Origin of the sequence: Actinomadura sp. NAK00032, from assembly GCF_013364275.1 — a bacterium.
GTDB lineage: Bacteria > Actinomycetota > Actinomycetes > Streptosporangiales > Streptosporangiaceae > Spirillospora.
Genome location: NZ_CP054932.1, coordinates 7259713 through 7286232, shown reverse-complemented (window position 1 = coordinate 7286232; position 26520 = coordinate 7259713). Strand labels below are relative to the sequence as shown.

Here is a 26520-nt window from a genome sequence, read left to right as displayed (position 1 = left end):
GGGACGGGTTGGAATCCCCGCCTTCAGGCGGGGGAGGACGTCAACAGCCTGCACCCGGTGTGGAAGCCCGGCATGCCGGAGGCCGGGCCCGGGACGGTCGTCCCGCAGGAGCGCACCGAGCTGCCGGTGGAGATCGACGACGCGCTCGCCGCGTTCGCCAAGCTCAACGACTCGATCGACGCGGACGCGCTCGGGCCCGCGATCCACCGCGCGGCCGGGTCCGTGCGCGGGCGCGGGCAGGGCATCAACGACGCCCTGCACAACACCTCCGAGCTGACCGGCGACCTCGCCGCGCAGGACCGGAAGATCGCGTCGCTGGCGAAGGGGCTGCACAGCCTCGCCGCCGACCTGAACGGGCGCGACCGCAAGCTGTCGGACCTGCTGCGGTCGTTCTCCACCACCAGCCGCACGCTCGCCGACGAGCGTACGCGGCTGCGCGACTTCGTGGCCGGGCTCGCCGCGGCGATCCGCAAGAGCGACGTGCTGATCACCGCCTACCGGGAGACGCTGCCGTCCACGGTCGCGGACCTGTCCAACATCGTGCTCAGCCTCAAGGGCAACGTCGGCGGCCTCACCCAGGCCATCGACAGCCTCGGCCGGTTCGCCGACGTCGCCGTCCAGGCATGGGACCGGCGCAACCACGTCGCGACCATCCGGCTCGTCGTGCACGGCACCGTGCGGGCCTGGCTCCAGCCGCTCTTCACCGCGATGGGCTGGGGGAACATCCCGTGCCTCGAAGGCCAGCCGGCGCTCGCCGACTGCCAGCCACCGCCGGGAGGCCGGGGATGAGAACGTTCGTGACGTGCCTCCTGGCGTGCGCCCTGGTCGTCGCCGCCGGGGGCTGCTCGCTGCAGACCATCGGCGCGCCGCGCGGCGACGTGACCCTCAACGCCACGTTCGAGGACGTGCAGAGCCTCGTCGTCGGGCACAGCGTCCAGGTCGCCGACATCCGCGTCGGCACCGTGACCGGCATCCGGCTGGACGGCTACCGCGCCCGCGTCACCATGTCGCTGCGCAAGCGCGTCCCGTCCGGGACGACGGCGACGATCGCCAAGTCGTCGCTGCTCGGCGAGAACTACGTGCGGCTCGACCTGCCCGCCGGGGCGCGGCTGGACGGCGGCCCGTTCCTGGCGTCCGGCGCCACGATCGGGAACACCGGCGTCCAGCCCGACCTGGAGCAGATCAGCGAGAAGGTCGGGCCGCTGCTCGCCGCCCTCGGCGGCCAGGACATCGCGACCATCAGCGCCGAGTCCGCGACCGCGCTCGGCGGCAAGGGGGCGAAGCTCAACACGCTCATCTCACGCGCCGCCGACGTCGGCGACCAGTACGCCGCCGCCAGCGCCGACCTCGGCCGCGCCCTCGACTCCCTCGGGCGGCTCGGACGCTCCCTCAGCAAGGGCTCCAAGGACCTCGACCGGCTGCCCGGCAACGTCGAACTCGCCACCCGGCGGCTCCAGGACGACCGCGACAACCTCAAGCGCACCATCCAGGCGCTGCTGAAGCTCGCCACCTCCGTCAACGCCAAGGTGCAGAAGCGGCATGCCGCGCGGCTCGCGGCGCTGCTGAAGCGCGCGGACCAGCTGCTCGCCGCCGCGCTGCGCGGGCGCGACGAGCTGAAGGCCCTCGCCGGGACCGTGCTGAACTTCCTGAACGGGCCGTCGGTGTCGTCCAGCGGGCAGGCCCTGCTGTTCCTGTGGATCAAGGGCTTCCTGCCGCACCCCGGCGCCGCCGCGACCGGAGCGGTCGGTAAGGCGGGGACGTCCGGGACGGCCGGGAAACGGCAGGACCTCCAAGGATTGCTGGGGCCGCGCCCATGAGATATCCCCGCGTCGCCGTCAACCTCGTGTTCTTCGCCGTGCTCGGCGTGGCCCTCGCCGTCTGGGCGGTCCGCAGCGTCATCCACATCGAGGCGCTCGAACGGCCCTTCACCGTCACCGCCGACTTCGCGTCCTCGCCCGGCTTGCACGGCGACCTGGAGGTCACCCACCTCGGCGTCCGGGTCGGCGAGGTCGGGACCGTCCGGCTGCGCGGTGACCACGTCGCCGTCGGTCTCGACCTCGACCGGGACGCGCGGATCCCCGCCGACGTGGGGGCGCGGGTGCTGCGCAAGTCGGCGATCGGCGAGCCGTACATCGAGCTGACCCCGGCGGCGTCCCCGTCCGCCGGGTCCCGGACGCTGAAGGCCGGCGACCACATCCCGGTCGCCCGCACCGCCGGGACCACCGACTACAAGCAGCTGTTCGCCGGCCTCAGCCGCACCCTCGACGCCGTCGACCCGCGCGACACCCGGACGCTCGTCCATGAACTGGCCACCGGCCTCGAAGGGCGCGGCACCGACCTGCACGACCTGGTCTCCGACGCGCACCGGCTGACCGGCACCCTCGCCGCCGACGCGGGCACGCTGGACGCGCTGGCCCGCGAGCTGACCCGGCTCACCGCGACGCTCACCGCGCACCGCGGCGACATCGCGTCCGGCGTGGACGACCTCGCGCTGCTCACCGCGTCGCTGCGGCGGTCGAGCCGCGACCTCGACAGCGTCCTCGCCAAGGGGCCCGGCGCCATGAAGAACCTGCACGCGCTGCTGCAGGACGCCAGGCCCGGCCTGGACTGCCTGCTCACCGCCGCCGCGACGCCCACCGCGCCGCTGATGACCCCCGCGAACCAGCGGAAGATCAACCACGTGCTGCGGCTCGTCCCGACGCTCCAGGCGCTCGTCTCCGACATCACCGCGACCGACGCGAGCGGCAAGTACCTGCGGGTCACGCCCGTCATCACGCTCACCGGACCGGCCAAGGCGGCGACCGAGTACACCAGCCCGGTGCCGAAGCCCGCGGTGCCGAACCTCAGCTTCTGCAAGGCGAGCGGGGCGGACGGCGCGCAGGCCGCCTCGAAGGTCAAGCCCACCCCGGCGGCGGGCGGCGGCGACGCCGGGGCCGGCGCGCCCGCGGGCACGTCCCCGGACGGCGACCTGCGTCCGGTGAACGTCGGCGGACAGGACCGGGACACCCGCTGGCTGCCCCTCCTGCCACCCGTGCTCGGCGGCCTCATCGCCGTCGTCGCCGTCCTCAACACCCTCCGCGTCGCCCTGCGCCGCCGTTCCCGATAGGCCCCTGGAGGACCCCGTGAGCAAGACCGGCACCCGCCCGAAGGACGCCGCCGAGACCGAGGACCCCGAGGTCACCGAGGCCGAGGCAGAGGAGACCGAGGCTGCGGAGCCGGAGGCCGTCAAGAAGGAGCCCGACGCGGGTGAGCCCGCGCGGCGGGCTCGGCTGCGGATGCCGGGGAAGGCGTGGCTGGTGCGGGCGACGGTCGCGGTGGCGGTCGTCGGGTCCGCCGTCACGGCCGGGACGCAGTGGTACCAGGCCGACCAGGCGGCGCAGCGGGACGCGGACCGGGCGCAGGTCAGGGCCAGCGCCGCCGAGTTCGGGCAGGCGCTGCTCAGCTACGACCACACCAAGCTGCAGGACGCCCGGAACCACGTCCTCTCGCTGGCGTCCGACGACTTCGCCAAGACCTACGACGAGGCCTTCACCGGCGGGCTCGAAGGCGTCATCAGCAAGCTGAAGGCGGACGCGACGGCGACCGTCCGGACCGTGTACCTGGGCGAGGTCGAGTCGGGGACGGCCAAGGCGGTCGTCGTCATGGACTCCGAGGTGCACAGCACGGCGGGCACCCGCCGGGTCCTCGGGTCCTACCTCGACATGCGGCTGGTGCGGCGCGGCGGCGAGTGGAAGGTCACCGACGTCACCTCGGTCGGCGCGGCGAACGAGAGCATGACCGACCCGGACGGCAACCGGCAGGACCCGGGGAAGGCCGTCCCGACACCGAAGCCGAGCGACTGACCCCTTCCCGCTCCAGAGCATGGAACAGGGCCGGCGCCGCGAGCGGGGCAGCGACGCCGGCCCTGGGATCGGGGACGGGATGCGGTTCAGGCCATGCGGGTCAGGCCGTCGGGCCGGGCCTCACTTCAGGCCGTCGTCGAGGGCCTTCGTCAGGACGCCCGGGTCGCCGGACATCTCCCAGATCATGGCGCCGAGCAGGTTCTTGCTCCGCAGCCACGCCGTCTTCTTCTGGATGGACCAGGCGTCGTCGAACGACCACCACTGCCCGTTGTCGCCGGTGTAGCAGGACGTCGCGACCGCCTGCTCGTCGTGGACGATCCTGCAGTTGGGCAGGCTGGAGATCAGGTTGCTGTAGCCGCGGGTGCCGGCCTCCTCCTGGAACTGGCCGGGCGCCGCGCCCTTCGCGTCCTGCCATTCGCCGCCCTTGCCGCCGTCGGTCACGTTCTGCCAGCCGCGCCCGTAGTAGGCGAGCCCGATGGTCAGCTTGCGCGGGTTGACGCCCGCGTCGAGGTAGGGCTGGACGGCGTTCTCGACGCTGAAGTGGAACGAGTACGGGTCGTCGGTGTCGGTGTAGAGGTTGCCCTGGTGGCCCGTCCGGTTGTGCTCCCAGGAGTTGTCGCTTGTCGTGTTGTAGCCCTGGATGATCAGCTTCTCGGCCCCGAAGGGGTCGAGCTTGCAGCTCTTCGCCGCCACTGGTTGTGGTGGGTCAGGCCGCGTCGTCGGCAGCGTGACTCACTGCCCAGCCCGCTGTGCCGCGTGCGGCGATGTTGCGGGCTGCGTTGACGTCGGCATGCTCAGCGAAGCCGCACGACGTGCACTGGAAGGTGGCCTGGTCGGGCCGGTTCTGCTTGTGGATGTGGCCGCATGCCGAGCACTGCTGCGAGGTGTGCCGCGGGTCCACGAACTCCACGGGGACACCGGCGCGTTGGGCCTTGTAGGCGATGAACGCGCCGAGCTGGGCGAAACTCCAGGAATGCAGGGTGACCCGCTGGGGCTTGCGTAGCCGGACCCGCGCCCGGATACCACCCAGATCCTCCAGGGCGATGCCGTGCGTGGTGCGTTGAGCCTCGGTCACGATCTGCTTGGAGATGCGGTGGTTGGTGTCGGCCGCGAACCTGGCCTCGCGCCCGGACAGGTGACGCAGCAGCCGCTTGGCCGACTTGGTGCCCTTGCTCTGCAGGCGTGTGCGGAGTCGGCGGTTGCGGTGCCGGACCCGGTTCACCTGGTTGCCGGAGTGGACGGTGCCGTCGGATGTGGTGGCGATGTTGACGATGCCCAGGTCCACCCCCGTGAACCCGTCCGGGACGTACTCGAGGGCCGGGGGGACCTCGCAGGTGGCGTACAGGTAGAAGCACCCGCCGCGCCACACCAGGTCCGACTCCCCCTGCCGGCAGGCGGCCAGCATCTTCGCCTGCGCCGGTGAGCAGGCGAACGGGATGCTCTTGAGTCTGCCGTGCACGGTCCAGATGCTCACGGTGCGGGCGTCGATCTGCCAGGACAGGGACCGGTCGTCGAACGGCTGGGCGGCGTCCTTGCGGAACCGGACCGGCCCGCCCTCCACGGCGGCGCGGCGCCGCGAACCCTGCGGCCCATAGTGTCCGGCCTTGAGGTTCTGGGCGAGCGTTGCGTAGGCCCCCGCGACTTTGCGGACGCAGTGGATCGCAGGCTGCGCCGACAACCCCATCGCCTTCAACTCGCCGTACACCAGCCGCTGCAGCGCGGTCTTGCCCTTGATCCCGGTGGCGTGCGCACGGGCGGCGGCGTGGCAGGCGGCCCGGTTGCACAGCTTCAGCGTCTCCCGCAACGCCTGCTCGGTGGCAGCGTCGGCAAGCAGCTTCACTTGCACCACTAGCTTCACCCCGGAACTGTAGCATTAAGTATTCGAATCACTACTATAAGTTTAAGAGTTATGTGTTAGGTGAGGTAGGCGGGACGTCCGCCGACCCGTCGCAGTTGGCGTCGTTGACCCGGCAGCTCGTCGGCTCGGCGCCGGACCGGCTGAAGGTGAACGCCGGGCTGTACGGGTCCGTGCTCCCGCCCGCCTTGACGGTGTTGATGTAGAACGCCGGGGTCAGCGTGACCTTCGTGCCGTTCTGCGTCAGCGTGGCGTTCTGCGGGTCGCTCGCCGTCACCCCGGAGGGCAGCTCGAACGTCAGCTTCCAGCCGGTCACGTCGGACGTCCCGGGATTGCTGACCACGTACTTACCGGTCGTCCCGGACAGACTGAACGCCGCCGTCAGCCGGTCGGCCGCCCGCGCGGGCGCGGCGGCCAGCGCCGCGACCACGACGAACGTGAGAAGGATGCCGATTAATCTGCGCATGCGTACACCTACTTCTGGGGGAGCTTCTGCTGGGTCGGGGAGCTCTTGTAGGTCGGGGAGCTTCTGGCCTGGGCGCCGAGGAACGCGAGCATCTGGTCGATCTGTGCGGAGCGCGACCGCTCGACGCGCCCCGCGAGCCGCTTCGTCCACGCGTCCCGGCCCTTGCCGGTCTCGAGCCGCGCCATCTGGACGGCGTCGTCCTGATGGGCGATCAGCAGGTTGAGGAACGCGCGCTCGAACCGGTCGGGCGGGGTCTTCCCGAGGGCCTTCAGCTCGGCCTCGGTCGTCTGAGGCATCCCGCCGTGCGCCGCGTGCGCGCCCGGGTCGGCACGCAGTGGCCGCCGCCAGCTGCGCAGCTGCCCCTGCATCTGCCGGGCCTCGGCGACCTCGGTGGTCTCGATCGCCGCGGCCAGCGTCCGCACCTCGGGCCGGACGCGGCGCCGCTCCGCGAGCCGGACCAGCTTCACGCCCTGCTCCTGATGCGGGAGCATCATCTGCAGGAACATCACGTCGGTCGCGTTGAAGCCGGCCCCGCCGCGCGCCGCCGGCGCGGGGCCACCGGACGGGGATCCGCCGGTGGTCCCGCACCGCACGATCAGCAGCAGGCCGCACACCGCGAGCAGCGCCGCGGCGGACCTGGACCATGCTCGGCCGCTCATCGCGCGCGCCTCACCGTGCCGCGCTCAGACCTGGCGCCAGAGCGCGGCCGTGTTCGGCGGTTCCCATCCGGCGATCGCCGTGTGCCCCTGGAGGCACGCGTAGGTCACGCCGTTGTAGGTCACCTGGTCGCCGGTGGCGTAGGACGTCCCCGCCTGCCAGCCGCCGCTCGGGGTCCCGGTCGGTGTCGGGGTGGGGGTCGGGGTCTCGGTGGGAGTGGGGGTGGGGGTCGGCGTCGGGGTGTCGGTCGGGGTGGGCGTGGGCGTCGGGGTGTCGGTCGGGGTGGGCGTGGGCGTCGGGGTCGGGGTGTTGGAGCCGCCGAACTCGACGTCCGAGCAGGTGTAGAACGCCTCGTCGCTGTAGGCGACGCGCTGCCAGATCGAGTACAGGAGGTGGCGGCCGGTCCGCGGCGGGATGGTGAGCGTCCACTTGGTGTAGGTCGTCGGGTTCACGTGCGTGAACGAGGCCAGCGGGACCAGGTCGGCCCAGCGCAGCGGCTGCGTCGGGTCCCAGCCCTCGCGGGTGATGTAGAACTCGAAGTTGCTGTCGGAGTGCGGCGCGGTCGCGTGGTAGGTGATCGTCTGCTGGCCCGCCTTCATCGGCGTCGCGGGCCAGTCGGCGCGCCGCAGGTCCAGGCCGCGGAACTTCGCCCGGCCCGCGCTGCACAGCTCCCCGTCCGGGATGATCTCCCGGCTGCGGCCGCCGGCGTTCAGCAGCGACACCTCGTTCCAGTCGTAGAACGCCTGCGTGCCGCTGGCCGCGACCGCCGCCTTGCACGCGTCGGACTGCGGGGTCTCGGGGTCCTCCAGGAAGCAGGTGTAGACGCGGCTCGGCGGGTCGGACATCGTGCCGTGCGCGCTGGCGGCCGTCGCGGTGCCGAGCACGACCAGCGCGGACGCGGCCGGCACGGCGACCGCGACCGCGGCGGCCCTGGGGCGGATCGATCTCATGTGCTTCTTCCTCCGTGGGGGTGGGTGCCGCGAGGCGGCTGGGGAAGGGGGCGGTGCGGGGCGGGGGCGGTGCGGGACAGGGGCGGTGCGGGGCGGGCCAGGGGTCAGGGCAGGGAGTTCAGGAAGGGCTCGTGGCTGTTCGCGAACTCCCAGCCGTAGTAGCGGTCCCAGTTGATCGACCAGGTCATCAGGCCGCGCAGGTCCGGGGACGTCCCGCCGCGCAGCGTGTAGCCGCCGCAGCCGGAGCCCTTCACCAGGCAGTTCACCGCCTGCTGCACCTGCGCGGGCGGCGTGTACCCGTTGCCGGCGCTGACCGCCGCGGGCAGCCCGATGCCGATCTGGTCGGGACGCAGCCCGGGGAACGTGTGACCGGTGTTGGCGACCGGGAACCCGGCCTTCACCATGTCGGTCATCGCGATGTGGAATTCGGCGCCGCCCATGGTGTGGTACTGGCCGTCCAGGCCCATGACGGGTCCGGAGTTGTAGTCCTGGACGTGCAGGACGGTCAGGTCGTCCCGCATCGCGTCGATCACCGGCAGGTAGGCGCCCGTGCGGTTGTCGCCGCCGCTCGAACCGCCGTAGAACTGGTGGCCGACCTGCACGAAGAACGTCTCCGGCGCCATCGTCAGGACGAACTTCGCGCCGTACTTCGCCTTCAGCGACTTCAGCGCCGAGATCAGGTTCACGATGACCGGGGTCGTCGGGTTGCGGAAGTCGGTGTCGCCCGCGTTGAGGTACAGCGAGTGGCCCTCGAAATCGACGTCGAGGCCGTCCAGGCCGTACCTGTCGATGATCGCGGAGACCGACCGGACGAACGCGTCCCGCGCCGCCGCCGTCGTGAGCTGCACCTGGCCGTTCTGGCCGCCGATCGAGATCAGCACCTTCTTGCCCTGTGCCTGCTTGGCGCGGATCGCGGCGATGAACTCCTCGTCGCTCTCCACGTTCGGGCATTCGCTGACCGGGCACCGGGTGAACCGGATGTCACCGGACGTCGGCGAGGTCGGTTCGCCGAACGCGAGGTCGATGATGTCCCACGCGTCGGGGACGTCCGCCATCCGCACGTAGCCGGAGCCGTTGGCGAAGCTCGCGTGCATGTAGCCGATCAGGGCGTGCTTGGGCAGACCGGTGTTGACGCAGCCGGTCGTGCGCGCGCTGACGGGCTCGGACTTGGCCGACTCGCCGACGTCGTTGTACGCGGCGACCGTGTAGGTGTGCGAGCTGCACGCCGCCAGGCCGGACACGGTGGCGCTCGTCCCGCCGGTCACGGTGGCCTTCACCGTGCCGCCCTCGTAGACGCGGTACCCGGCGACCGTCCCCGACGACGCGCCCCAGTTCAGAGCGACCGAGTTGTCGGAGACTGTTCCGAGTTGCGGCTTTCTGGGAGTTCCGGGGACCCCCGGCTGCGGTTCGCCGCCGGGGCCGTCGAGGACGACGTCGTCCGCGTAGTACGCCCCGTTGCCGTACCAGCCGTGCAGGAAGATCTGCGCGGACGTCTGGTTCGCGCCCGTCGTGAACGTCACCGACAGCTGGGTGAAGTCGGCGGCCGACGGCGTCCACGTGGACGTCCCGCCGGTCACGCCCAGGTACACGTAGTTGCCGCGCACCCAGGCCGACAGCGTGTAGGCGGTGTTCGGCTGGACCGCCACCGTCTGCGCGCACTGGCCGGTGCTGCCCGCCGTGACCCCGCCGGCGAGCGCGTGGCTCCCCGTCCGGACGGGGCTCGACACCACCGACCCGCCGTCGCACGCCCACGGGCTCAGCGACCCGCTCTCGAACCCGGCGTTGGCCAGGACGTTCGCCGCCTGCGCCGGGGCCGTGACCCCGACCAGCAGCCCCGCGAGCAGCGCCGCGAGGACCCAGATCCTTCGCATCTCCGGCCTCCTACGGCAGCGTGTCGAGGTGCGGGCCGACGGTGCTCGCGAAGCCGCCGCCGTTGGTGACGTCCCAGTTGATGGACCAGGTCATCGCGCCGCGGATGTCGGGATACGTGCGGGACGGCGTGAACGAGCCGCATCCGGTGCCCTTGGCCAGGCAGTCGAGGGCGTTGTTGACCGCCGACGGCGCCACCACGCCGCCGCCCGCCGCGCCGGGCCCGGCCGGCAGCCCGAGCCCCACCTGGTCGGGACGCAGCCCGCCCTCCAGCTGGATGCAGGCCAGCGCGGTCATGAAGTCGACCGTCCCCTGCCCGTACACCTTCTGGTCGCAGCCGAGCATCGCGCCCGAGTTGTAGTACTGCATGTTGACGACGGTGAGGATGTCCTTGATCTTCAGCGCGAGCTGGAAGTAGGAGCCGCCGGTGGACTGCATGTCGAGCGTCTGCGGCGCCATCGTGATGATCAGGTCGGCGCCGGCCTTGGCGCGCAGGGCGCGCAGCGCCTGCTCCATGTAGGTCGGGTTGAGGCCGTTCTCCAGGTCGATGTCGACGCCGTCGAACCCGTACTCGGTCATGAGCCCGTACACGGTGGTCGCGAAGAGCTGCGCGGCGGAGCCGTCCGCCACCCGGATCGCGCCCTTCTCGCCGCCGACGGACAGGATGACCTTCTTGCCCTTGGCGTGCAGCGCGGCGATGTCCGACTTGAACTGCGCGTCGGTGTAGCCGCCGAGGGCCGTCGAGAGCTCGGGGTCGACGCGGAAGGTGACCTCGCCGGCCCGCGCCGTGGCCTCGCCGAACGCGACCGCGATGAGGTCGTACTCGTCCGGCACCTGGGAGAGCTTGAGCTCCTGCGCGGGGTTGACGAAGTCGTGCCAGTAGCCGGTCAGGAAGTGCCGGGGCAGGGGGCCGGTCGCGCATCCGCTGGTCGTCCCGGTGACGGCGTCGCTGGCGGCCGACTCGCCCTCGGCGTTGTAGGCCTTGACCGTGTAGGTGTGGGTCTCGCACTTGGCGAGCCCGGTGATCGTGGCGGTCGTCCCGGTGACGGTCGCCTTCACCGTCGCGCCCTCGTACACGCGGTACCCGGTGGGCTCACCCGCCGCGGCCTCCCAGTCGAGCGTCAGCGAGGTGTCGGTCTTGCCGGTGACGGCCACGGACCCCGGAGTGCCGAGCCCGCCGGGGTCGGGCGGACCGCCCTCGCAGGGCTCACCGTTGAAGGTGCAGTTCTGCGGGCTTCCCGGACCGTTCCCGAGGAAGCCGAACGTGACCGAGCCGCCCGCCGGGATGGCGGCGTTGTACCCGCGGTCGGTGAACGTGTTGTGCTGGCCGTCCTTGGTGAGCAGGGCGTCCCAGTAGGACCCGACGGACGTCCCGGCTGGCAGGTCGAACTCGACCCGCCAGCCGTTGATCGCGGCGCCGGTTCCGTTGGTGAGGGTGAACCGTCCCTCCCACCCCGAGCCCCAGTCGGAGGGCTTGCTGAACGTCGCGGACGCGCCCTCGGCGGCGTGCGCCGTGGCCGGGACGAGCAGGGCGAGCAGGAGGACGGCGAGGACACTGAGAACCGAGCGGGGGCGCAAGGGCTACTCCCTCGGTTTCGACGCTGGCGGATTCCCCCGAACCCCGATCGACCGCATTTGACAGTAAAGTTTCCTATCTATTTGCGAGCAAGATAACCAGCGTCCGTGACCTGGGCAACCCCCTGATGTTCCGCCCCTGGTCAGACCACCCCAGCTTGGACACCGAACCACTCCGACCCCGCCCGAATATCAGCATGAAACGCCATGAAATCGAGCCTTCTTCGGCAATGCTTGCCAACAGCGCGCGACGGGGTACGGTCAGCGCCTTAGCGGTCGAGGACGGCGCGGAGCGTGGAGTCGGCTGCCTGCTGCGGGGTGACGGCTCCAGGAGCGGCGGCGTTCCATTTCTCGGCGTACGTGTCCACGCTCTCGCGGAATGACCTCGTCAGTGCGGAACCGAGCACGAGCCCGGCGACCGGCACCAGGTGCCCTGCCCAGGCGCGGCCTTTGACGGTTGCGGTGACGTCGACCGTCCATTCCCCGTCGTTGTCTTTTGCTCGGTTGACGGTCATGGACGCCTCGCCCGCCGGGTTGTCGGCTTTGCCGGTGAGGAGGGGCGCGGGAGTGTCGCCCCACCAGCGCTTCAGGTCGGCCTCTGCCGATGCTTCGGCCTGCGAGTATCCCTCGAAGGCGCCGGTGAACCCGGCGCGGACGGCGGTGGGTCTGCGGGCGCTGTCGATCTCGAAATAGCCGGTCTGGCCGTCGTCCGAGCTGTTGAACTCGATGCGGTCGGGGCCGTCGAGCCTCCATGCCGCGACGTGCACATCGAGCGGCTCGACCTCGTCTTCCGGGACGAAGGCGATGCGGTAGCGGGTGCCGGGTCCGATGTGCTTTCCCGTGAGAAGCCGGATGCTGAAAGCGCCGGGCTCCTTCTTGACGAGCCGGCCCTTGGAGAAGCGCAGTTCCTCGATTCCCTGATGGAGGGCCGCTGTATATTCTTCGGCCCATTCGCGGGAAACGGCCTTGAGCGTTACGCGATGCTCGAAGTCGAGCCGCTCCCGCATGCCGTGCTTCACCATGCGGGGAACTTCGTTGTTCCAGGCGGACACGGCGCCGGCGAAGCCCTCGTCCACTGCGCGCTGGATACGGCCTCGCGCGATGGCCAGGCCGACCGCTGCGAACGGCCGTAGGAGAGAGCGTCCGCCGAACCGCGCCGTGGTCCGGACGGTCCACTGGCCTCGCTTGTCCTTGCGCCGCGTGATCCCCAGATCGGCGAAGGCGAAGGGATGGACGACCCGGACGGAGATGGGAGACGCCTTGGGCCCGAGCGGCGACCACCACTCCTCGGCCCGCACTTCGCCCTCCCAGCGTGCGCGCCGCAGTCCGCGAAACGGCTTCGGGCCCTGGTAGTCGCCCGAGATGCGGACGGTGTGGAGGCGCCGGGCCGACATCCGCAGATCCAGCCGCAGGTTGACCGTGTGTCCGCCGGAGACGACCGCGGCTTCGATCCGCGACTCGCCGGCCCGGTTCCAGGTGGGGACGTGCACGTCGACGGTCAGGTCGTCCGTCTCGCCGCGGTAGCGGGCCCCGGCGGCGAGGTGCCGGCCCTCCAGCAGGCGGACGCCGTCGATGGTCGCGTCACCGAACGCGAACCCGTCTTCGGATATCGGTGCCTGCTCCGCCGCGTCCAGCAGTGCGCGCACGACCTGGTCAAGGAGTTCGCGCGGAAACGGAACGAGTGCGGCATCGCGTCGGAAACGGGCCATGCGGGTCATGATCCAGTACCGGCGGTCGCCCAGAACAGGGCGTGGCCGGTGTCGCCTTCGGGGACGAACCGCTGCTCGGTGACCTCCAGGCCGCTCTCGTGGAGCCAGGTGCGGTAGGTGGCGGCGTCGGTCTGGCTCCACCACATGGTGGCGCCGCCGCCGAGCCAGTCGTCGTCCGTGCCGGTCCAGGCGTCCTGGCCGGTGGTCGCCAGCAGCCGGCCGCCGGGGCGCAGCCACCGGGCGATGGCGCGCAGGAGGCGGGGCTGACGGTCGAGCGGCATGTGGATCAGCGCGTAGAGGCAGACCACGGCGTCGAAGGACGCCGCCGGGAAGTCGAGGTCCGTGGCGTCCGCACGGATGAAGGCGGCGCCGGGGACCAGGGCTCGGGCTCGTTCGATCTGGACGTCGCTGATGTCGACACCGGTCACGTGGTGGCCGGCGCGGGCGAGGCGCCGGGCCACGGGGACGCCGCAGCCGCAGCCGATGTCCAGGACGTCCCCCTGCCGGGGGAGGCCCGCCAGCAGGTCGTCGAGCCAGCGGTCGTAGTGCTCGATCGTCTCGTGGTCGCCTCGGTAGTGCTGGGAGAGGGCGTCGTAGCCGGTGCGGACGAGGTCGGTGGGGTCGGTGGCCATGTCGGCAGGGTAGGGCGCGCCCGCCGGCGAGGGGACGGCCCGCGTCCCGGGAGGGGGGACGCGGGCCGCTCTTTCGGGGGTGGGTCAAAAACCTGCGGTGATCTTGGTGAACTGCCAGTCGGTCTGGTCGGTGCCGCTGCCGGGGCGGTCGCGGTTGACCGACCAGAAGGTGAGCCTGGCCAGGCCGTGCGACTTGGCCCAGTCGCGGATCTGCGTCCAGATCGCGGTCGTGGTGATCTCGCCCTGGTCGGAGCTGCCGTTCATGCCGGAGATGCCCATGTGGGCGTAGGCGTCGGCGTCCGACCAGCCGAACGCGGAGGTCAGGGCGGCCTTCAGGCCCTCCGACGCATGGACGGTGTTGCCGTACATGTCGGCGCCGCCGCCGAAGTTGAACGGCATGATCGAGAAGATGTCGACGGGGACCTGGAGCTCGGCCGCACGGTCGATGAGGCGCTTGCCCCAGTAGTTCGGTCCGGTGTTGAGCGTCGGCATCGTCAGGATCGTCTGGATCCCGGGGTTGTTCTGCTCGATGATCTTCAGCGCGTTGAGGATGCGGTCCTGGACGGCCGCGTTCTCGAACTCGTCGCTGTTCTCGATGTCGACGTCGATGGCCTTGAGGCCGTAGGCGTCGATGACCTGCTGGTAGGCGCCCGCGAGGGCCTGCGGCGTGGCGCAGTTCGGGCCGAGCTTGTTGCCCGACCAGCCGCCGATGGACGGCATCACGTCACCGCCGGCCGCGCGGATCTTGCTGATCGCCTGCTCGTCCACGCCGCCCTTGAGCGGCCGGTTGCTGTCCCACGCCGGGGTGCAGCCGCCGCCGGACAGGATGAACGCCATCGTGAACCACTTGACCCCGGACGCGTTCATCACCGTGGCCGGGTCCGGCGGGTTGCCCCAGCCGAGGTACAGGTAGGGCGCGGCGTGCCGGGAGACGGGCGGGACCGTGCAGCCGGTCGTGGTGGCCGAGACTGGCGCGCTCGCCGCGGACTCGCCGACGTCGTTGTACGCCCTGACCGTGTAGGTGTGGCTGGAGCACTTGGCCAGGCCGCCGATGGTGGTGCTCGTGCCGGTCACCGTCGCCTTGACGGACGTGCCCTCGTAGACGCGGTAGCCGCTGGTCTGGCCGGACGAGGCCGTCCACGAGAGCGTCAGCGACGTGTCCGTCTTGCCGGTGACGGCCGGGGCGCCGGGTGCGGACGGCGTGCCCGGCTCGGTCGAGCCGCCGTCGCAGGAGCCGCCGTTGAGCGTGCAGCCCTGGGGCGTCCCGGACCCGCCGACGATGAAGCCGAACGAGACGGAGGAGCCGGCGGCGACGGCGCCGTTGTACTCGCGGTTGGTGAACGTGGCGTGCTGCCCGGACTCGGTGAGCAGCGCGTCCCAGTAGGTCCCGACGGAGGAGCCGGACGGGAGGTCGAACTCGACCTTCCACGACGAGATCGCCGAGCCGGTGTCGTTCTTGATCGTGAACTTGCCCTCGTAGCCCGAGCCCCAGTCGGACGCCTTGGCGAACGTCGCGGTCACCGTCGCGGCGGCGTTCGCCGGGACGGGGGACAGCAGGGCCAGGACGAGGGCGCCGAGGGCGGTGAACAGGAAACCGGGGAGAAGTTTTCTTCGCAAGGTCACTCCCGGGAAGGAGACGGATGAGCGGGAATCCCCCGAACCCCGAGCGGGTCGTGCCGCGTGCCCTCCCTTTTTCTGATAGGAAACTTTCCTATAAATCGCCTGAACGGTAACCGGCCGGACGCGCGCTGGCAACCCCCCTTCCGGCGGCCGCCGGAGGGCCGCCGGGACCAGTCCCGCTGGCGGGCCGGACCAGTTCGGCGGGGGCCGGAAAAAGTCTCGCCGGGCGGTGGCCTCGTCAGGCCACCGCCCGGCGAGGGGGCGGGTTCGCGCGGTCTAGGACGTCACGGCGCACTGGCCGCGGTCGGCGCGGCGCGGGCCGTCGGCCGTCGGGCGGACGTCGAAGTCGAAGATGGCGGTCGGCAGGTAGAGCGAGCAGCAGGCGTTCGGGATGTCGACGACGCCGCTGAGCCGCCCCTCGATCGGCGCGGCCCCCAGGATGAGGTACGCCTGCTCGCCGGTGTAGCCGAACTTCTTCAGGTACTCGATGGCGTTCAGGCAGGCGTTCCGGTAGGCGAGCGTGGCGTCGGTGAAATGGTTCGTGTCCGTCTCGTGGTCGACCGAGATGCCGATGAAGGAGATGAACTCCGAGTAGCGCGGCTCGACGTTGCCCGGCATGAAGATCGGGTTGGTGGTGACGCCGTACTTCTCCATGCCGCCCTTGATGAGGTCGATGTGCAGGTCGATGAAGCCGCCCATCTCGATGGCGCCGCAGAAGGTGATCTCGCCGTCGCCCTGGCTGAAGTGCAGGTCGCCGCCGGACAGCATGCCGCCGGGGACGAAGACCGGGAAGAACACCCGCGAGCCGCGGCTGAAGTTCTTGATGTCCTGGTTGCCGCCGTTCTCGCGCGGCGGGACGGTCCGGGCGCCCTCGCGTCCGATGCGCTCCAGGTCGGCGCCGCCGAGGTGGCCCGCGAGGACCTCCTGGGGCTCGGGCGGCAGGGCCAGCGGCGGCACCCGGCCGGGGTCGGTGTCGATGAGGGCCTGCTCGCGGGCGTTCCAGCGGCGCAGCATGTCGGCGGACGGTGCCGTGCCGAACAGGCCGGGATGGGTGATGCCGGTGAAGCGCACCCCTGGGATGTGGCGCGAGGTGGCCTGCTGCCCGTGGAAGTCCCAGATGGCCTTGTAGGCGTCGGGGAAGTAGTCGGTGAGGAAACCGCCGCCGTTATCGCGGGCGAAGATGCCGGTGTAGCCCCAGCCCTGCCCCGCGACACCGCCCTTTTCCTGCGGGACGGGGCCGATATCGAGGATGTCCACGATGAGCAGGTCGCCGGGCTCGGCGCCTTCGACCGCGATGGGGCCGCTCAGCATGTGGTTGACGTTCAGGTTCAGGTCCCGGATGTCGTTGGCCGAGTCGTTGTTCCCGACCTGCCCGTCCATCCATTCCCGCGACTCGATCCGGATCTGCGACCCTGGGCGGACGGTCGCCGCCGCGGGGATGTCGGGATGCCACCGGTTGTGACCGGGCACTCTCTGGTCGCGCATGGATTTCGACTGGTCGACGCTGAACACGACCTCGGGCATCTTTTCCTCCGGTGGTTTCCCTGCGTTTCTCTGTTTCCGGTCAAGGGCGCGGGAGCCGCGCGTGCCTGGGGTCGGCGGGCGGTGCGGGCGCGCGCGGGGGCGCGGCCGGAGGGCGTCCGACCACGCGGGGTTCGTGCGCGCTGGCCGCCTGGGCGTCGTAGGCGCGCGCGAGCGGGCGCGACGTGCGGCTGACCAGCGGCGGGGTGAAGACGCGGGGCGCCTCGCCGCCGCAGGACGCGCAGGGCTCCGCCGGCCCGGCCCTGCCGATCGGCCGCGAGACGTCGAACGGTCCGCACCCCGCGCACCGGTACTGGTAGATGGCCACGGCAAGCCTCCAATGCCTCCACGGCGGACCATTCCGCGGAGAACGGCCGATAAACGGGCTGCCGGACGGCGGGAAGAGCGGTATTCCGCTGGAAGTCGCCGCCGTTCACTGACATGATCGTCCCGATCTATGACAAGGGGTGATATGTCGAGGTATTCCAGATTTGCCGCCGGAGTTGCCGCGCTGGCGCTCGGCGGAGGGCTGCTCGTCGGAGGCACCGCCGGCGCCGCCGGCGCCGCCGCGCTGCAGTTCCGCATCGAGGTGCCGAAGGCCGTCTCGGTGGGGAAGGGCGAGTACAACAAGTCCTGCGCCATGGACGTTTGGGCCTGGGGCACCAAGGGGTCCGGCGTCGCCTATTCCAAGGCGTACGTGATCGAGCCCGACGGCGAGACCTGGCCCGTCTACAAGCGCGTCCTGCCGGGCCAGCAGGTCGGCTGGGGCGTGGGCTGCCCGTCCACCACCGACGACCTCGGCAAGTGGCGGGTCAGGGTCGTCGCCTACAACCGGAGCGGCAAGGCCCTCGGGAGCCGCGAGAAGTACTGGTACGAGAAGTTCGACACGGTCATCCAGAGCTACAACGCCGCGCCCGAGCCGGTCCGCAAGGGCCGCACGCTCTACGTCTCGGGCCGCCTCCGCCGCGTCGGAAACCTGGGTCTCGGGTACACCGCGTACTCGGGCAAGACGATCCGGGTCTACTTCATGGCCAAGGGCACGAGGACCTGGTCGTACATGGGGTCCACCAAGACCGCCAGGGACGGACGCTTCCGCAAGGGCTTCAAGGCCGAGCGGGACGGCATCTGGCGCGCCTACTTCCCCGGCACGAGCAACTTCGACCGGCAGAAGTCGCGCGACGACTACGTCGACGTCCGCTGACGCACGCCCCCGGCGGCGGCCCCGAGCCGCCGCCGGAACCCCGGGCGGGGGGTTGCTAGCCTTGGCGATTTGTCATGCTGCTACTCCGGCGGGGAGAGCCAGGAGATGGTGCCACGGATGGTCCGCGGGTGGGCGCGGTGAGCGCTCCGCTGTACCAGTTGAAGGCGGAGTTCTTCAAGACGCTGGGGCATCCGGCGCGGATCCGGGTGCTGGAGCTGCTCAGCGAGCGCGACCACGCGGTGGCCGAGATGCTGCCGGAGGTGGGCATCGAGCCGGCGCACCTGTCGCAGCAGCTCGCCGTCCTGCGCCGGGCCGGCCTCGTCGTCTCCCGCAAGGAGGGGGCGTCGGTCATCTACTCGCTGACCAGCCCGCGCGTGGCGGAGCTGCTCGCGGTGGCGCGGGAGATCCTGACCGGGGTGCTGTCCGGGCAGGCGGAGCTGCTGGACGAGATGCGCGCCTCCGGGCCCGCCGGCGGGCGCACGCGCGAACACGGCTGACGGACGCGGTCCGATCGACGGCTTTTGTATGCTTACGAGTTGCTAAAATCGGCAATTGCGCATGTCACCATCGAGTCCGGGGAGCGGTGTGAGAGACCTGTTCCGCAAGATCCGCACGACCGGCCGCGCCGCCGAGGACGCGCCCCCCGCGCCCGCGCCCGCGCTTCCGGAGCGCGCCCGCGACCTCGCCGGATCGCTCCAGGTCCGGCACGTGGACGCGGGGTCGTGCAACGGCTGCGAGGTGGAGGTCGCCTCGGCGTTCGGCCCGGTGTACGACGCGGAGCGCTACGGCGCGCGGCACGTTGCCTCGCCCCGGCACGCGGACGCGCTCATGGTGACGGGGCCGGTCACGCGCAACATGGAGACGGCGCTGCGCCGCACCTACGAGGCCGTCCCCGAACCCAAGGTCGTCATCGCGCTGGGCGACTGCGCGCGCGACTGCGGCGTGTTCGCCGAGGCGTACGGGGTCGCGGGCGCGGTCGGCGACGTGGTCCCGGTGGACGTCGAGGTGCCGGGCTGCCCGCCCGCGCCGGAGGCGATCGTGGCGGCGCTGCGCGGCCTGACCGGCCGATGACGCCGACCGCGTTCGCGGCCGCCCTCGCCCTGAACCTCGCGGCGGCGGTGGCGGGGCTCGTGCTGCCGCGCGGGGCCCGCCGGGCGGCGGTCGGGACGCTCACGGCGGCCGGGGGCGCGGCCGCCGCCGCCGCGGGCACCGCGGCGATGCTGGGCGGGGAGTGGAGCGCCCGGCTGCCCGGCCTGCTGCCACTCGCGGGCGCGCGGCTGGCGCTGGACCCGCTGGGCGGCCTCTTCCTCGCCGTCACGGGCGCGGTCGCCGTGTGCGCGGCCGTCTACGGGATCGGCTACACCCGGCACGGCGACCTGGGCGGACGCGTCCCGCAGGCGATGCTCCCGGTGTTCGTGGCGGCGATGGCGCTCGTCCCGGCGGCGGCGAGCGCGAGCACGTTCCTGGCGGCATGGGAGCTGATGGCGCTGGCGTCCCTGCTGCTGGTCGTGGCCGAGCACCGGAGCCGGGACGAGGTCCGCGCGGCGGGGCTCTGGTACGCGGTCATGACGCATCTCGGGCTCGTGGTGATCCTCGCCGGGCTCGCCGGGTTCGCGGCGGCCGCGCACGGCGAGTCGTTCGAGCGGCTCCGCGCGGCGGCGGACGGGCTCCCGCCGGCGGGACGCGCCGCGGTGTTCCTCGCGGTCCTCGCCGGGTTCGCGTCCAAGGCCGGGATCGCCCCGCTGCACGTGTGGCTGCCGCGCGCCCATCCGGAGGCGCCGAGCCACGTGTCGGCGCTGATGAGCGCGGCCATGGTCAACCTCGGCGTGTACGGGATCGTGCGGGTCGGCTTCGACCTGCTGGGCGGCGGGCCGGCCTGGTGGTGGCTGATCGTCCTGGCGGCGGGCGGCCTCTCGGCCCTGTACGGCATCCTCCAGGCGGCCGTGGCCGCCGACCTCAAACGGCTCCTCGCCTACTCGACCTGCGAGAACATGGGCCTGGTCCTGCTGGGCGTCGGAGCGTCCGGGCTGTTCGCGGCGTCGGGCGCGCGCACGCTGTCCGCCCTCGCGCTGACCGCCGCGCTGCTGCACGTCGTCAACCACGCCGGGTTCAAGACGCTGCTGTTCCTCGCGGCCGGGTCGGTCCTGCACGCCACCGGCACCCGCGACCTGGACGCCCTCGGCGGCCTCCGGACCCGGATGCCCGCGACCACGGCGCTCTTCGGCGTCGGCGCGCTGATGGCCTCCGCGCTCCCGCTCGGCAACGGGTTCGTCAGCGAGTGGCTGCTCCTGCAGAGCCTCGTCCACGCCCTGCCGAGCGGCGGGACGGTCACCGCGGTCACGATGCCGCTGGCCGTGGCGGCGGTCGCGCTGTCGGCGGGGCTCGCGATCGCCACGTTCGTCAAGGCGTTCGGGGTCGGGTTCCTCGCGCGGGCCCGCGGCGCGGCGGCCGAGCGCGCCCGCGAGGCGCCCGCGCCGATGCTCGCCGCGATGGCCGCGGCCGCCGGCGCCTGCGTCGTGCTGGCGCTGTCGCCGGGCCTCGTCCTGCCCGCCATCGCGCGGCCGGTGGCCGTCGCCGTGCCGGGGCCGGACGCCGTGTCGGGCCCGGTGACGCTCCGTCTGGCCGGGCTGTCCGGCACGGTGTCGCCGCTGCTCATCGCCGTGTTCCTGCTGGTCGCCGCCGTCGGCCTGCTCGCGCTGCTGCGCGCCGCCGCGACGCGCCGGGCCGCGCGCCGCCCGGCCCGGCTGTGGGACTGCGGCGCCGGGCCGATGACCGCGCGGATGGAGTACACCGCGACCTCGTTCGCCGAGCCGCTGCAGCGGGTCTTCGACGACGTGCTCGCCCCCGAGACCGACCTCGACGTCACCCCGCTGAAGGAGTCGGCCTACCTGGTGGACAGCGTGACCTACCGGACGCGGATCGGCGACCGGGTCGAGCACCGGCTGTACCGTCCCGTCCTCGCGGCGGCGGCGCGGACCGGGGAGGCGGCGCGCGGCCTGGCCAACGGCAGCGTGCACCGCTACGTCGGGTACGGCTTCTACGCCGTCACCGGCCTGCTGATCGCCCTGGCGGTGGTCCGGTGACCGGGATCCTCGGGGCGGCGCTCCAGGTCGTCCTCGTCGCGGCCGGCGCGCCGCTGCTGGTGGGGCTGATGCGGCAGGTCCGCGCGAGAGCGGAGGGACGCGCTGGCGCCGGCGTCCTGCAGCCGTGGCGCGACCTGCGCAAACTCCTGCGCAAGGAGCCGATCACGCCGCACGGCACCGGCCCGCTGTTCCGCATGGCGCCGCTCGTCCTGGCGGGGTCGACGCTCGTCGCCGCGGCCGTGATCCCGCTCGTCACGACCCGGTCCCCGCTGGACGGCGCGGCCGACCTGTTCGCCGTGACGGCGCTGCTCGCGCTCGGCACGGTCGCGCTCGCGCTCGCCGCCCTCGACACCGGCACCGCGTTCGGCGGCATGGGCGCCAGCCGCGAGATGGTCGTACTGGCGCTCGTGGAGCCCACCATCCTGCTGTCGACGTTCGCGCTGTCGGTGCGCGCCGGGTCCACCAACCTCGGCGCGATCGTCACCGCGACGCTCGACGACCCGCAGCGCGCCGTGTTCCCCGCGAGCCTGCTCGCCCTCGTCGCGCTCGTGGTCGTCGTCATCGCCGAGGCGGGGCGCATGCCGGTGGACAACCCGTCCACCCACCTCGAACTGACGATGGTCCACGAGGCGATGGTGCTGGAGTACGCGGGGCCCGACCTCGCGCTCGTCGAGTGGGCCTCGGCGATGCGGCTGACCGTGCTGCTCGGGCTCCTGGCGAACCTCTTCGTGCCGTGGGGCATCACCGGGGACTCCCTCGCCCTGCTGCCGGCCGGGATCGCCGCCGTCGCCGCCAAGGTCGCGGCGGCGGGCGCCGCGCTCGCCGCCGCCGAGGTCTTCATGGCCAAGCTCCGCATGTTCCGGGTGCCGGAACTGCTCGCCGGCTCGTTCGTGCTGGCCCTGTTCGCCGTCGCCTCGTCCTTCTTCCTGGTGGCGCCGTGAACCACACGACCTACGTGCAGCTCCTCAACGCCTCCTGCGGCGCCTTCCTGCTCGCCGGGGTGCTGGTGCTGTGGCGCCGCGACCTCGCCGCGATCGTGCGGCTGTTCGCGCTGCAGGGCGCGGCGCTGGCACTGCTCATCGCGGTCCTCGGCGTCCACGAGGGCGAGGCCGGCGTGGTCGCGCTGGCCGCGGGCATCGGGGCGCTGCGCACGCTGCTGCTGCCGTGGCTGCTGCGCCGCGCCCTGGCCGGGGACGGGACGAGCCGGGAGACGCAGCCGCTGGTCAACGTGGCCGCCTCGCTCACCGTCGCGGCGCTGCTCGGCCTGCTCTGCTACGCCGTCACCCGCCCCATCGTGCGGCTGGACCCGACGCCCGCGACCCACGCCGTGCCGGTCGCGCTCACCGTCGTGCTGATCGGGCTCTTCGTCCTGGTGACGCGGCGCCGCGCCGTGTCGCAGATCGTGGGGTTCCTGCTCATGGACAACGGCATCACGGCGGTCGCGTTCCTCACCGCCTCCGGGGTGCCGCTCGTCGTGGAGCTCGGCGTCTCGCTCGACGTCCTGCTGGCGGTGCTGGTGCTCCAGGTGCTGACCGCGCGGATGCGGGCCGCCTTCGGCGACACCGACCTGGACGACCTGCGGGAGCTGCGCGACTGATGACCCTGCTGCTGATCGCCCCGATCGGGGCGCCGCTGCTGGCCGCCGCGTGCCAGGCCGCCCTCGGGTGGCGGCGCGCGACGTCCTGGCTGGGCGCCGCCGCCGCCGCGGTGCTCCTGACCTGCGGGATCGCGCTGGCCGCGACCGGCCCGCACGCCGCCCCCGGCGGCCTGCTGCGCGCCGACGCGCTCAGCGCGTTCATGCTCATCGTGATCGGCGCCGTCGCGCTGCCCGCGATGCTCGTGAGCCCCGCCCACCTGGCCGCCGAGGAGACGTCCCCGCGCGACGCCCGCCGGTACGGCGTCCTGACGCAGGCGTTCGTCGCCGCGATGGCCCTGGCCGTGCTGGCCGCCAGCCTCGGCATGCTGTGGGTCGCGATCGAGGCGACCACGGTCGTGACCGCGTTCCTCGTCGGGCACCGCCGCACCCGCAACGCGACCGAGGCCGCCTGGAAGTACGTCGTGATCTGCTCGGCCGGGATCGCGCTGGCCTTCCTCGGCGTCGTGCTGCTGCACTTCGCGGCGCAGCAGGCGCACGTCCCGGCCGCCGGCGCGCTCGGCTGGGCCGACCTCGCCGCCCACGCCGGACGCCTCGACCCCGACGTCACGCGCATCGCCGTCGCGCTGCTCGTCCTCGGGTTCGGCGCCAAGGCCGGGCTCGCGCCGCTGCACGCCTGGCTGCCGGACGCGCACGGCCAGGCCCCGGCACCGGTGTCCGCGCTCATGTCCGGCGCCCTGCTGTCGGTCGCGTTCTACGCCGTGCTGCGGGTCAAGGTGATCGCGGACGCGGCGCTCGGCACCGGGTTCGTCCGGACGCTGCTGCTGACCGTCGCGCTGGCGTCCCTCGCGCTCGCCGCCGCCCTGCTGCTCGGCCAGCGCGACTACAAGCGGATGCTCGCCTACTCCAGCATCGAGCACATGGGCCTGATCGCCCTCGGCACCGCGATCGGGACCCGGCTCGCCATGGCCGCCGTCCTGCTGCACATCCTCGGGCACGGGCTCGCCAAGACGGTCGCGTTCCTCGCCGCCGGGCACCTCCAGCAGACCGCCGGCACCAGCCGGATCGGCGCCGTGCGCGGCGTCGCCGCCCGCGCCCCGCTGGCCGCCGGCGCGTTCGGCGCCGCCGTGCTCGCGCTCCTCGGCTTCCCGCCGTTCAGCCTGTTCGCCAGCGAACTCGCCGTCTTCCGCGCCGGGTTCGCCGCCGGCCTCGGCTGGGCGGTCGCCGCCGCGCTCGCGCTGCTGCTCGCCGCCACCGCCGCCATCGCCGCCGGGACGGCCCGGATGCTGCTCGGCGGCCCCCGCACCGGCCCCGGCGCCGCCGCGGTGCCGTCCCGACCACCGCTCGGCGCCGCCGCCGCGCTGCTGCTCGGGCTGCCCGTCTGCGCCGCGGTCGGGATCGGCCTCGGCCCCCTGCACGGGCTCCTCCTCGACGCCGCCGCCCTCCTCGGAGCGCACTGATGACCACGACCGCCGACGACATCGACCCCGCCCGGCTGCCCGAGCGCGCCGCCGCCCTCCTGGACGAGGGGTACCGCCTCGCCCTGGCCGCCGCCCACGAGGACCCGGACGGCCTCCGCGCCGTCTACCTGTTCACCGCGCCCGGCCCGGACCGGCGCGCCGAACTGCACGTCCGCCTCGGCCGCGACGACCCGGCCGTGCCGAGCCTCGCCGCGATCAGCTTCCCCGCCGGACGGTTCGAACGGGAGATGCACGACCTGTACGGGGTCGTCCCGACCGGCCATCCGCTGCCGCGCCGGCTCGTCCGGCACCACCACTGGCCGCGCGGCTGGTACCCGATGCGCGCCGACGCCGGGCCGCCGCCCCCGTTCGGCGACCCCGCGGGCCCCTACCCGTTCGTCCGGGTCGACGGGCCCGGCGTGTACGAGATCCCGGTCGGGCCGGTGCACGCCGGGATGATCGAACCGGGGCACTTCCGGTTCTCCGTCGTCGGCGAGAGCATCCTCAAGCTGAAGGCGCGGCTCTGGTTCGTCCACAAGGGACTGGAGGCGCTGTTCCGCGGGCGCCCGCCGGGCGACGCGCTGCCGCTGGCCGAACGCGTCAGCGGCGACACCACCGTCGGCCACACCCTCGCCTTCTGCCTCGCCGTCGAGGACGCCACCGGGTGCGCCGTGTCACCCGGCGTGCAGCGCAGGCGCGCCCTCCTGCTCGAACTCGAACGCCTCTACAACCACGTGACCGACCTCGGCGCGCTCTGCAACGACGTCGGCCACTCCATCCTGAACGCCCAGTTCGGACGTATCCGCGAGCAGCTGCTCAGGCTCAACGCCGACGTGACCGGCCACCGGCTACTGCGCGGCGGGGTGCTGCTCGGCGGCGCCGTCCTGCGCGCCGTGCCCGATCCCGCGGCGCTGGGGGCCATCGGCGCCGAGGTCGCCGAACTCGCCGGCCTCGCCCTCGGGCACACCGTCGTCGCCGACCGCTTCACCGGCACCGCGCCGCTGCCCACCGCCGCCGCGCGCGACCTCGGCGCCCTCGGCCCGGTCGCCCGCGCGAGCGGCGTGGACGCCGACGCCCGCCGCGACCATCCCTTCACCGACCTGCGCCCGGCGCTGACCGTCCCCACCGCCGGGACCGGCGACGTGCTGGCCCGCTTCCAGATCCGCGTGCGCGAGATCGCCGCGTCGATCGAGATCGTCCGCGACCTCGCCTACGCGATGAACCCCGGCCTGGTCTCCGCCTGGCCCCCGACCACCCGCCCCCGGCGCGCGGCCGGCGTCGGGATCGTGGAGGGCTGGCGCGGCGCCATCGTCCACCGCGTCGAACTCGCCCCGGACGGGACGCTGACCCGAGTGAAGATCGTGGACCCGTCGTTCCTCAACTGGCCGGCCCTGCCGGTGGCGCTCAGCGGCACGATCGTCCCCGACTTCCCGCTGGTCAACAAGAGCTTCAACCTCTCCTACGCCGGCAACGACCTCTGACCGGCGCTCAGTGGTGCCAGGGGAGGCGGACGGGCTCGGCCGGGACGGTGCCGGAGAGCAGGCCGGTGAGCAGCTCGGCGAGTCCGAACGGGTAGACCGGTTCCCGCGCGCCGGCCAGCTCGCCCAGCGTCCACCACCGGTGGGCGCCGACGAGTTCGCGTTCGATCTGGGTGAACCCCGCGGTGTCGATGTCGCCGGCGGCCGTGCGGTAGAAGAAGAAGTCGTCCCGGAACAGGCCCTCGGCCCAGCCGAGGTCGGCGTGCCCGGAGGTCACGGCGACCCGCGGGCCGAGGTCGCCGGGGGAGACGGCCAGGCCGGTCTCCTCGCGCAGCTCGCGGGCCGCCGCGACGCGCAGCGTCTCGCCCTGCTCGACGCCGCCGCCCGGAGTGATCCAGCAGTACCCCGCCCCGGGGTCGCCGGCGGTCAGCGGCCAGCGGAACAGCAGGACGCGGTCGGCGTCGTCCACGAGCAGCACCCGGGCGGTGCGCCTGCGGTAGTGCTCGCCGGGCGCCGGATCGCCGGCGGTGCGGCCGCCGGGCGGCGCACTCGTCATGTGGCGACTTCGGTGCTCAGCTTGGCCAGCTGCGCGTCGTAGATGCTCCGCAGGCCCTTGGGGGCGAAGGTGCGCTCGAAGAACCCGCCGATGCCGCCCGCGCCGTCCCAGGTCGTCGTGACCTGGACGCGCGCGCCGCCGTCCGCCGGGGAGACCGTCCAGGTGGTGACCATGGACGAGTTGGCGTCCCGCTCGACCAGCCGGCTCTCATCGGGGGTGCTCGCGGTGAACAGGCAGTCGCGCACCCGCTTGCTGGTCGCCGCCAGCTTCCAGTGCACGACCGTGCCCGCGCCCTGGCCGCCCTCCCGCACCTCGTACTCGCTGAAGTGCTCGGTCAGCATCCGGGACCGGACGCCCGTGTAGTCGCCGAGCGCGTCGAGCACCCGCGCCGGGCTCGCCTGCAAGGTCGCTTCCGCGGTGACCACGACTTTTCCCATGCGGCCCATCCTCCC

Annotated in this window: 26 protein-coding genes; 12 read left to right on the top strand and 14 right to left on the bottom strand. The window is 72.7% G+C overall.

Features of this window, described 5'->3' with window-relative positions:
• The first annotated feature begins 57 nt into the window (after positions 1-57).
• From HUT06_RS33285 to HUT06_RS33270, 4 genes are read left to right on the top strand one after another with little or no spacing between them, the layout of a single operon-like run.
• The gene (locus HUT06_RS33285; RefSeq protein ID WP_176199323.1) at positions 58-789 is read left to right on the top strand and encodes an MCE family protein; all 732 of its coding nucleotides are present in this window, start codon (positions 58-60) and stop codon (positions 787-789) included.
• Entirely contained in the window at positions 786-1817 is a 1032-nt protein-coding gene (locus HUT06_RS33280; RefSeq protein ID WP_176199322.1) for an MlaD family protein, read from the top strand. Before HUT06_RS33285 ends, HUT06_RS33280 begins: the two co-directional genes overlap by 4 nt.
• The gene (locus HUT06_RS33275) at positions 1814-3106 is read left to right on the top strand and encodes an MCE family protein (protein WP_176199321.1); all 1293 of its coding nucleotides are present in this window, start codon (positions 1814-1816) and stop codon (positions 3104-3106) included. The genes HUT06_RS33280 and HUT06_RS33275 overlap by 4 nt, the downstream gene beginning before the upstream one ends.
• 16 nt (positions 3107-3122) lie before the next feature.
• Positions 3123-3842, top strand: coding sequence for a hypothetical protein (locus HUT06_RS33270; protein WP_176199320.1), 720 nt, complete (start codon positions 3123-3125; stop codon positions 3840-3842).
• Positions 3843-3962: 120 nt separating this feature from the next.
• On the opposite strand, the gene HUT06_RS33265 is transcribed toward HUT06_RS33270, so the two are convergent.
• From HUT06_RS33265 to HUT06_RS33210, 12 genes are all read right to left on the bottom strand, one after another.
• Positions 3963-4535: a glycoside hydrolase family 18 protein gene (locus HUT06_RS33265; protein WP_254715516.1), complete on the bottom strand. Its 573-nt coding sequence runs from the start codon at positions 4533-4535 to the stop codon at positions 3963-3965.
• Positions 4536-4548: 13 nt separating this feature from the next.
• Positions 4549-5700, bottom strand: coding sequence for an RNA-guided endonuclease TnpB family protein (locus HUT06_RS33260; RefSeq protein ID WP_176199319.1), 1152 nt, complete (start codon positions 5698-5700; stop codon positions 4549-4551).
• A gap of 49 nt (positions 5701-5749) precedes the next feature.
• A complete protein-coding gene (locus HUT06_RS33255; RefSeq protein ID WP_176199318.1) occupies positions 5750-6163 on the bottom strand; it encodes a cellulose binding domain-containing protein in 414 nt (137 codons plus the stop codon).
• 8 nt (positions 6164-6171) lie between these two features.
• Complete coding sequence (locus tag HUT06_RS33250; RefSeq protein WP_176199317.1) at positions 6172-6822, bottom strand: DUF305 domain-containing protein; 651 nt, start codon at positions 6820-6822, stop codon at positions 6172-6174.
• Between the two features lie 24 nt (positions 6823-6846).
• Positions 6847-7770, bottom strand: a complete 924-nt coding sequence (locus HUT06_RS33245; RefSeq protein ID WP_176199316.1) for a lytic polysaccharide monooxygenase — start codon at positions 7768-7770, stop codon at positions 6847-6849.
• Between the two features lie 104 nt (positions 7771-7874).
• Positions 7875-9641: a chitinase gene (locus tag HUT06_RS44890; protein ID WP_176199315.1), complete on the bottom strand. Its 1767-nt coding sequence runs from the start codon at positions 9639-9641 to the stop codon at positions 7875-7877.
• A 10-nt stretch (positions 9642-9651) separates the two neighbouring features.
• Positions 9652-11217: a chitinase gene (locus HUT06_RS33235; RefSeq protein WP_176199314.1), complete on the bottom strand. Its 1566-nt coding sequence runs from the start codon at positions 11215-11217 to the stop codon at positions 9652-9654.
• A gap of 266 nt (positions 11218-11483) precedes the next feature.
• Entirely contained in the window at positions 11484-12923 is a 1440-nt protein-coding gene (locus HUT06_RS33230; protein WP_176199313.1) for a hypothetical protein, read from the bottom strand.
• Positions 12924-12928: 5 nt separating this feature from the next.
• The gene (locus HUT06_RS33225) at positions 12929-13555 is read right to left on the bottom strand and encodes a bifunctional 2-polyprenyl-6-hydroxyphenol methylase/3-demethylubiquinol 3-O-methyltransferase UbiG (RefSeq protein ID WP_176199312.1); all 627 of its coding nucleotides are present in this window, start codon (positions 13553-13555) and stop codon (positions 12929-12931) included.
• Between the two features lie 84 nt (positions 13556-13639).
• A complete protein-coding gene (locus HUT06_RS33220; protein ID WP_254715515.1) occupies positions 13640-15172 on the bottom strand; it encodes a cellulose binding domain-containing protein in 1533 nt (510 codons plus the stop codon).
• 279 nt (positions 15173-15451) lie between these two features.
• Positions 15452-16699, bottom strand: a complete 1248-nt coding sequence (gene fmdA / locus HUT06_RS33215) for a formamidase (protein ID WP_176199311.1) — start codon at positions 16697-16699, stop codon at positions 15452-15454.
• Between the two features lie 40 nt (positions 16700-16739).
• Positions 16740-17024: a zinc ribbon domain-containing protein gene (locus HUT06_RS33210; protein ID WP_176199310.1), complete on the bottom strand. Its 285-nt coding sequence runs from the start codon at positions 17022-17024 to the stop codon at positions 16740-16742.
• 144 nt (positions 17025-17168) lie between these two features.
• Here HUT06_RS33210 and HUT06_RS33205 point away from each other — a divergent pair, with 144 nt between their 5' ends.
• The 8 genes from HUT06_RS33205 (at position 17169) to HUT06_RS33170 (ending at position 25515) form a co-directional block, all read left to right on the top strand.
• Entirely contained in the window at positions 17169-17897 is a 729-nt protein-coding gene (locus HUT06_RS33205) for a hypothetical protein (protein ID WP_176199309.1), read from the top strand.
• A gap of 137 nt (positions 17898-18034) precedes the next feature.
• The gene (locus tag HUT06_RS33200) at positions 18035-18394 is read left to right on the top strand and encodes a helix-turn-helix transcriptional regulator (protein WP_176199308.1); all 360 of its coding nucleotides are present in this window, start codon (positions 18035-18037) and stop codon (positions 18392-18394) included.
• Positions 18395-18482: 88 nt separating this feature from the next.
• Entirely contained in the window at positions 18483-18968 is a 486-nt protein-coding gene (nuoB, locus tag HUT06_RS33195) for an NADH-quinone oxidoreductase subunit B family protein (protein WP_254715514.1), read from the top strand.
• Entirely contained in the window at positions 18965-20980 is a 2016-nt protein-coding gene (locus HUT06_RS33190) for a proton-conducting transporter membrane subunit (protein WP_176199306.1), read from the top strand. The genes nuoB and HUT06_RS33190 overlap by 4 nt, the downstream gene beginning before the upstream one ends.
• Positions 20977-21921, top strand: a complete 945-nt coding sequence (locus HUT06_RS33185) for a respiratory chain complex I subunit 1 family protein (RefSeq protein ID WP_254715513.1) — start codon at positions 20977-20979, stop codon at positions 21919-21921. Before HUT06_RS33190 ends, HUT06_RS33185 begins: the two co-directional genes overlap by 4 nt.
• Complete coding sequence (locus HUT06_RS33180; protein WP_176199305.1) at positions 21918-22577, top strand: hypothetical protein; 660 nt, start codon at positions 21918-21920, stop codon at positions 22575-22577. Before HUT06_RS33185 ends, HUT06_RS33180 begins: the two co-directional genes overlap by 4 nt.
• Entirely contained in the window at positions 22577-24034 is a 1458-nt protein-coding gene (locus HUT06_RS33175; RefSeq protein WP_176199304.1) for a proton-conducting transporter membrane subunit, read from the top strand. Before HUT06_RS33180 ends, HUT06_RS33175 begins: the two co-directional genes overlap by 1 nt.
• Positions 24034-25515: an NADH-quinone oxidoreductase subunit C gene (locus tag HUT06_RS33170; protein ID WP_176199303.1), complete on the top strand. Its 1482-nt coding sequence runs from the start codon at positions 24034-24036 to the stop codon at positions 25513-25515. Before HUT06_RS33175 ends, HUT06_RS33170 begins: the two co-directional genes overlap by 1 nt.
• Positions 25516-25522: 7 nt before the next feature.
• Here HUT06_RS33170 and HUT06_RS33165 read toward each other — a convergent pair whose 3' ends face one another.
• Positions 25523-26068: an NUDIX hydrolase gene (locus HUT06_RS33165; protein ID WP_176199302.1), complete on the bottom strand. Its 546-nt coding sequence runs from the start codon at positions 26066-26068 to the stop codon at positions 25523-25525.
• Positions 26065-26505 (bottom strand): SRPBCC family protein, encoded by a 441-nt coding sequence (locus tag HUT06_RS33160; RefSeq protein WP_176199301.1) that lies wholly within the window; start codon positions 26503-26505, stop codon positions 26065-26067. The genes HUT06_RS33165 and HUT06_RS33160 overlap by 4 nt, the downstream gene beginning before the upstream one ends.
• Positions 26506-26520 lie beyond the last annotated feature (15 nt).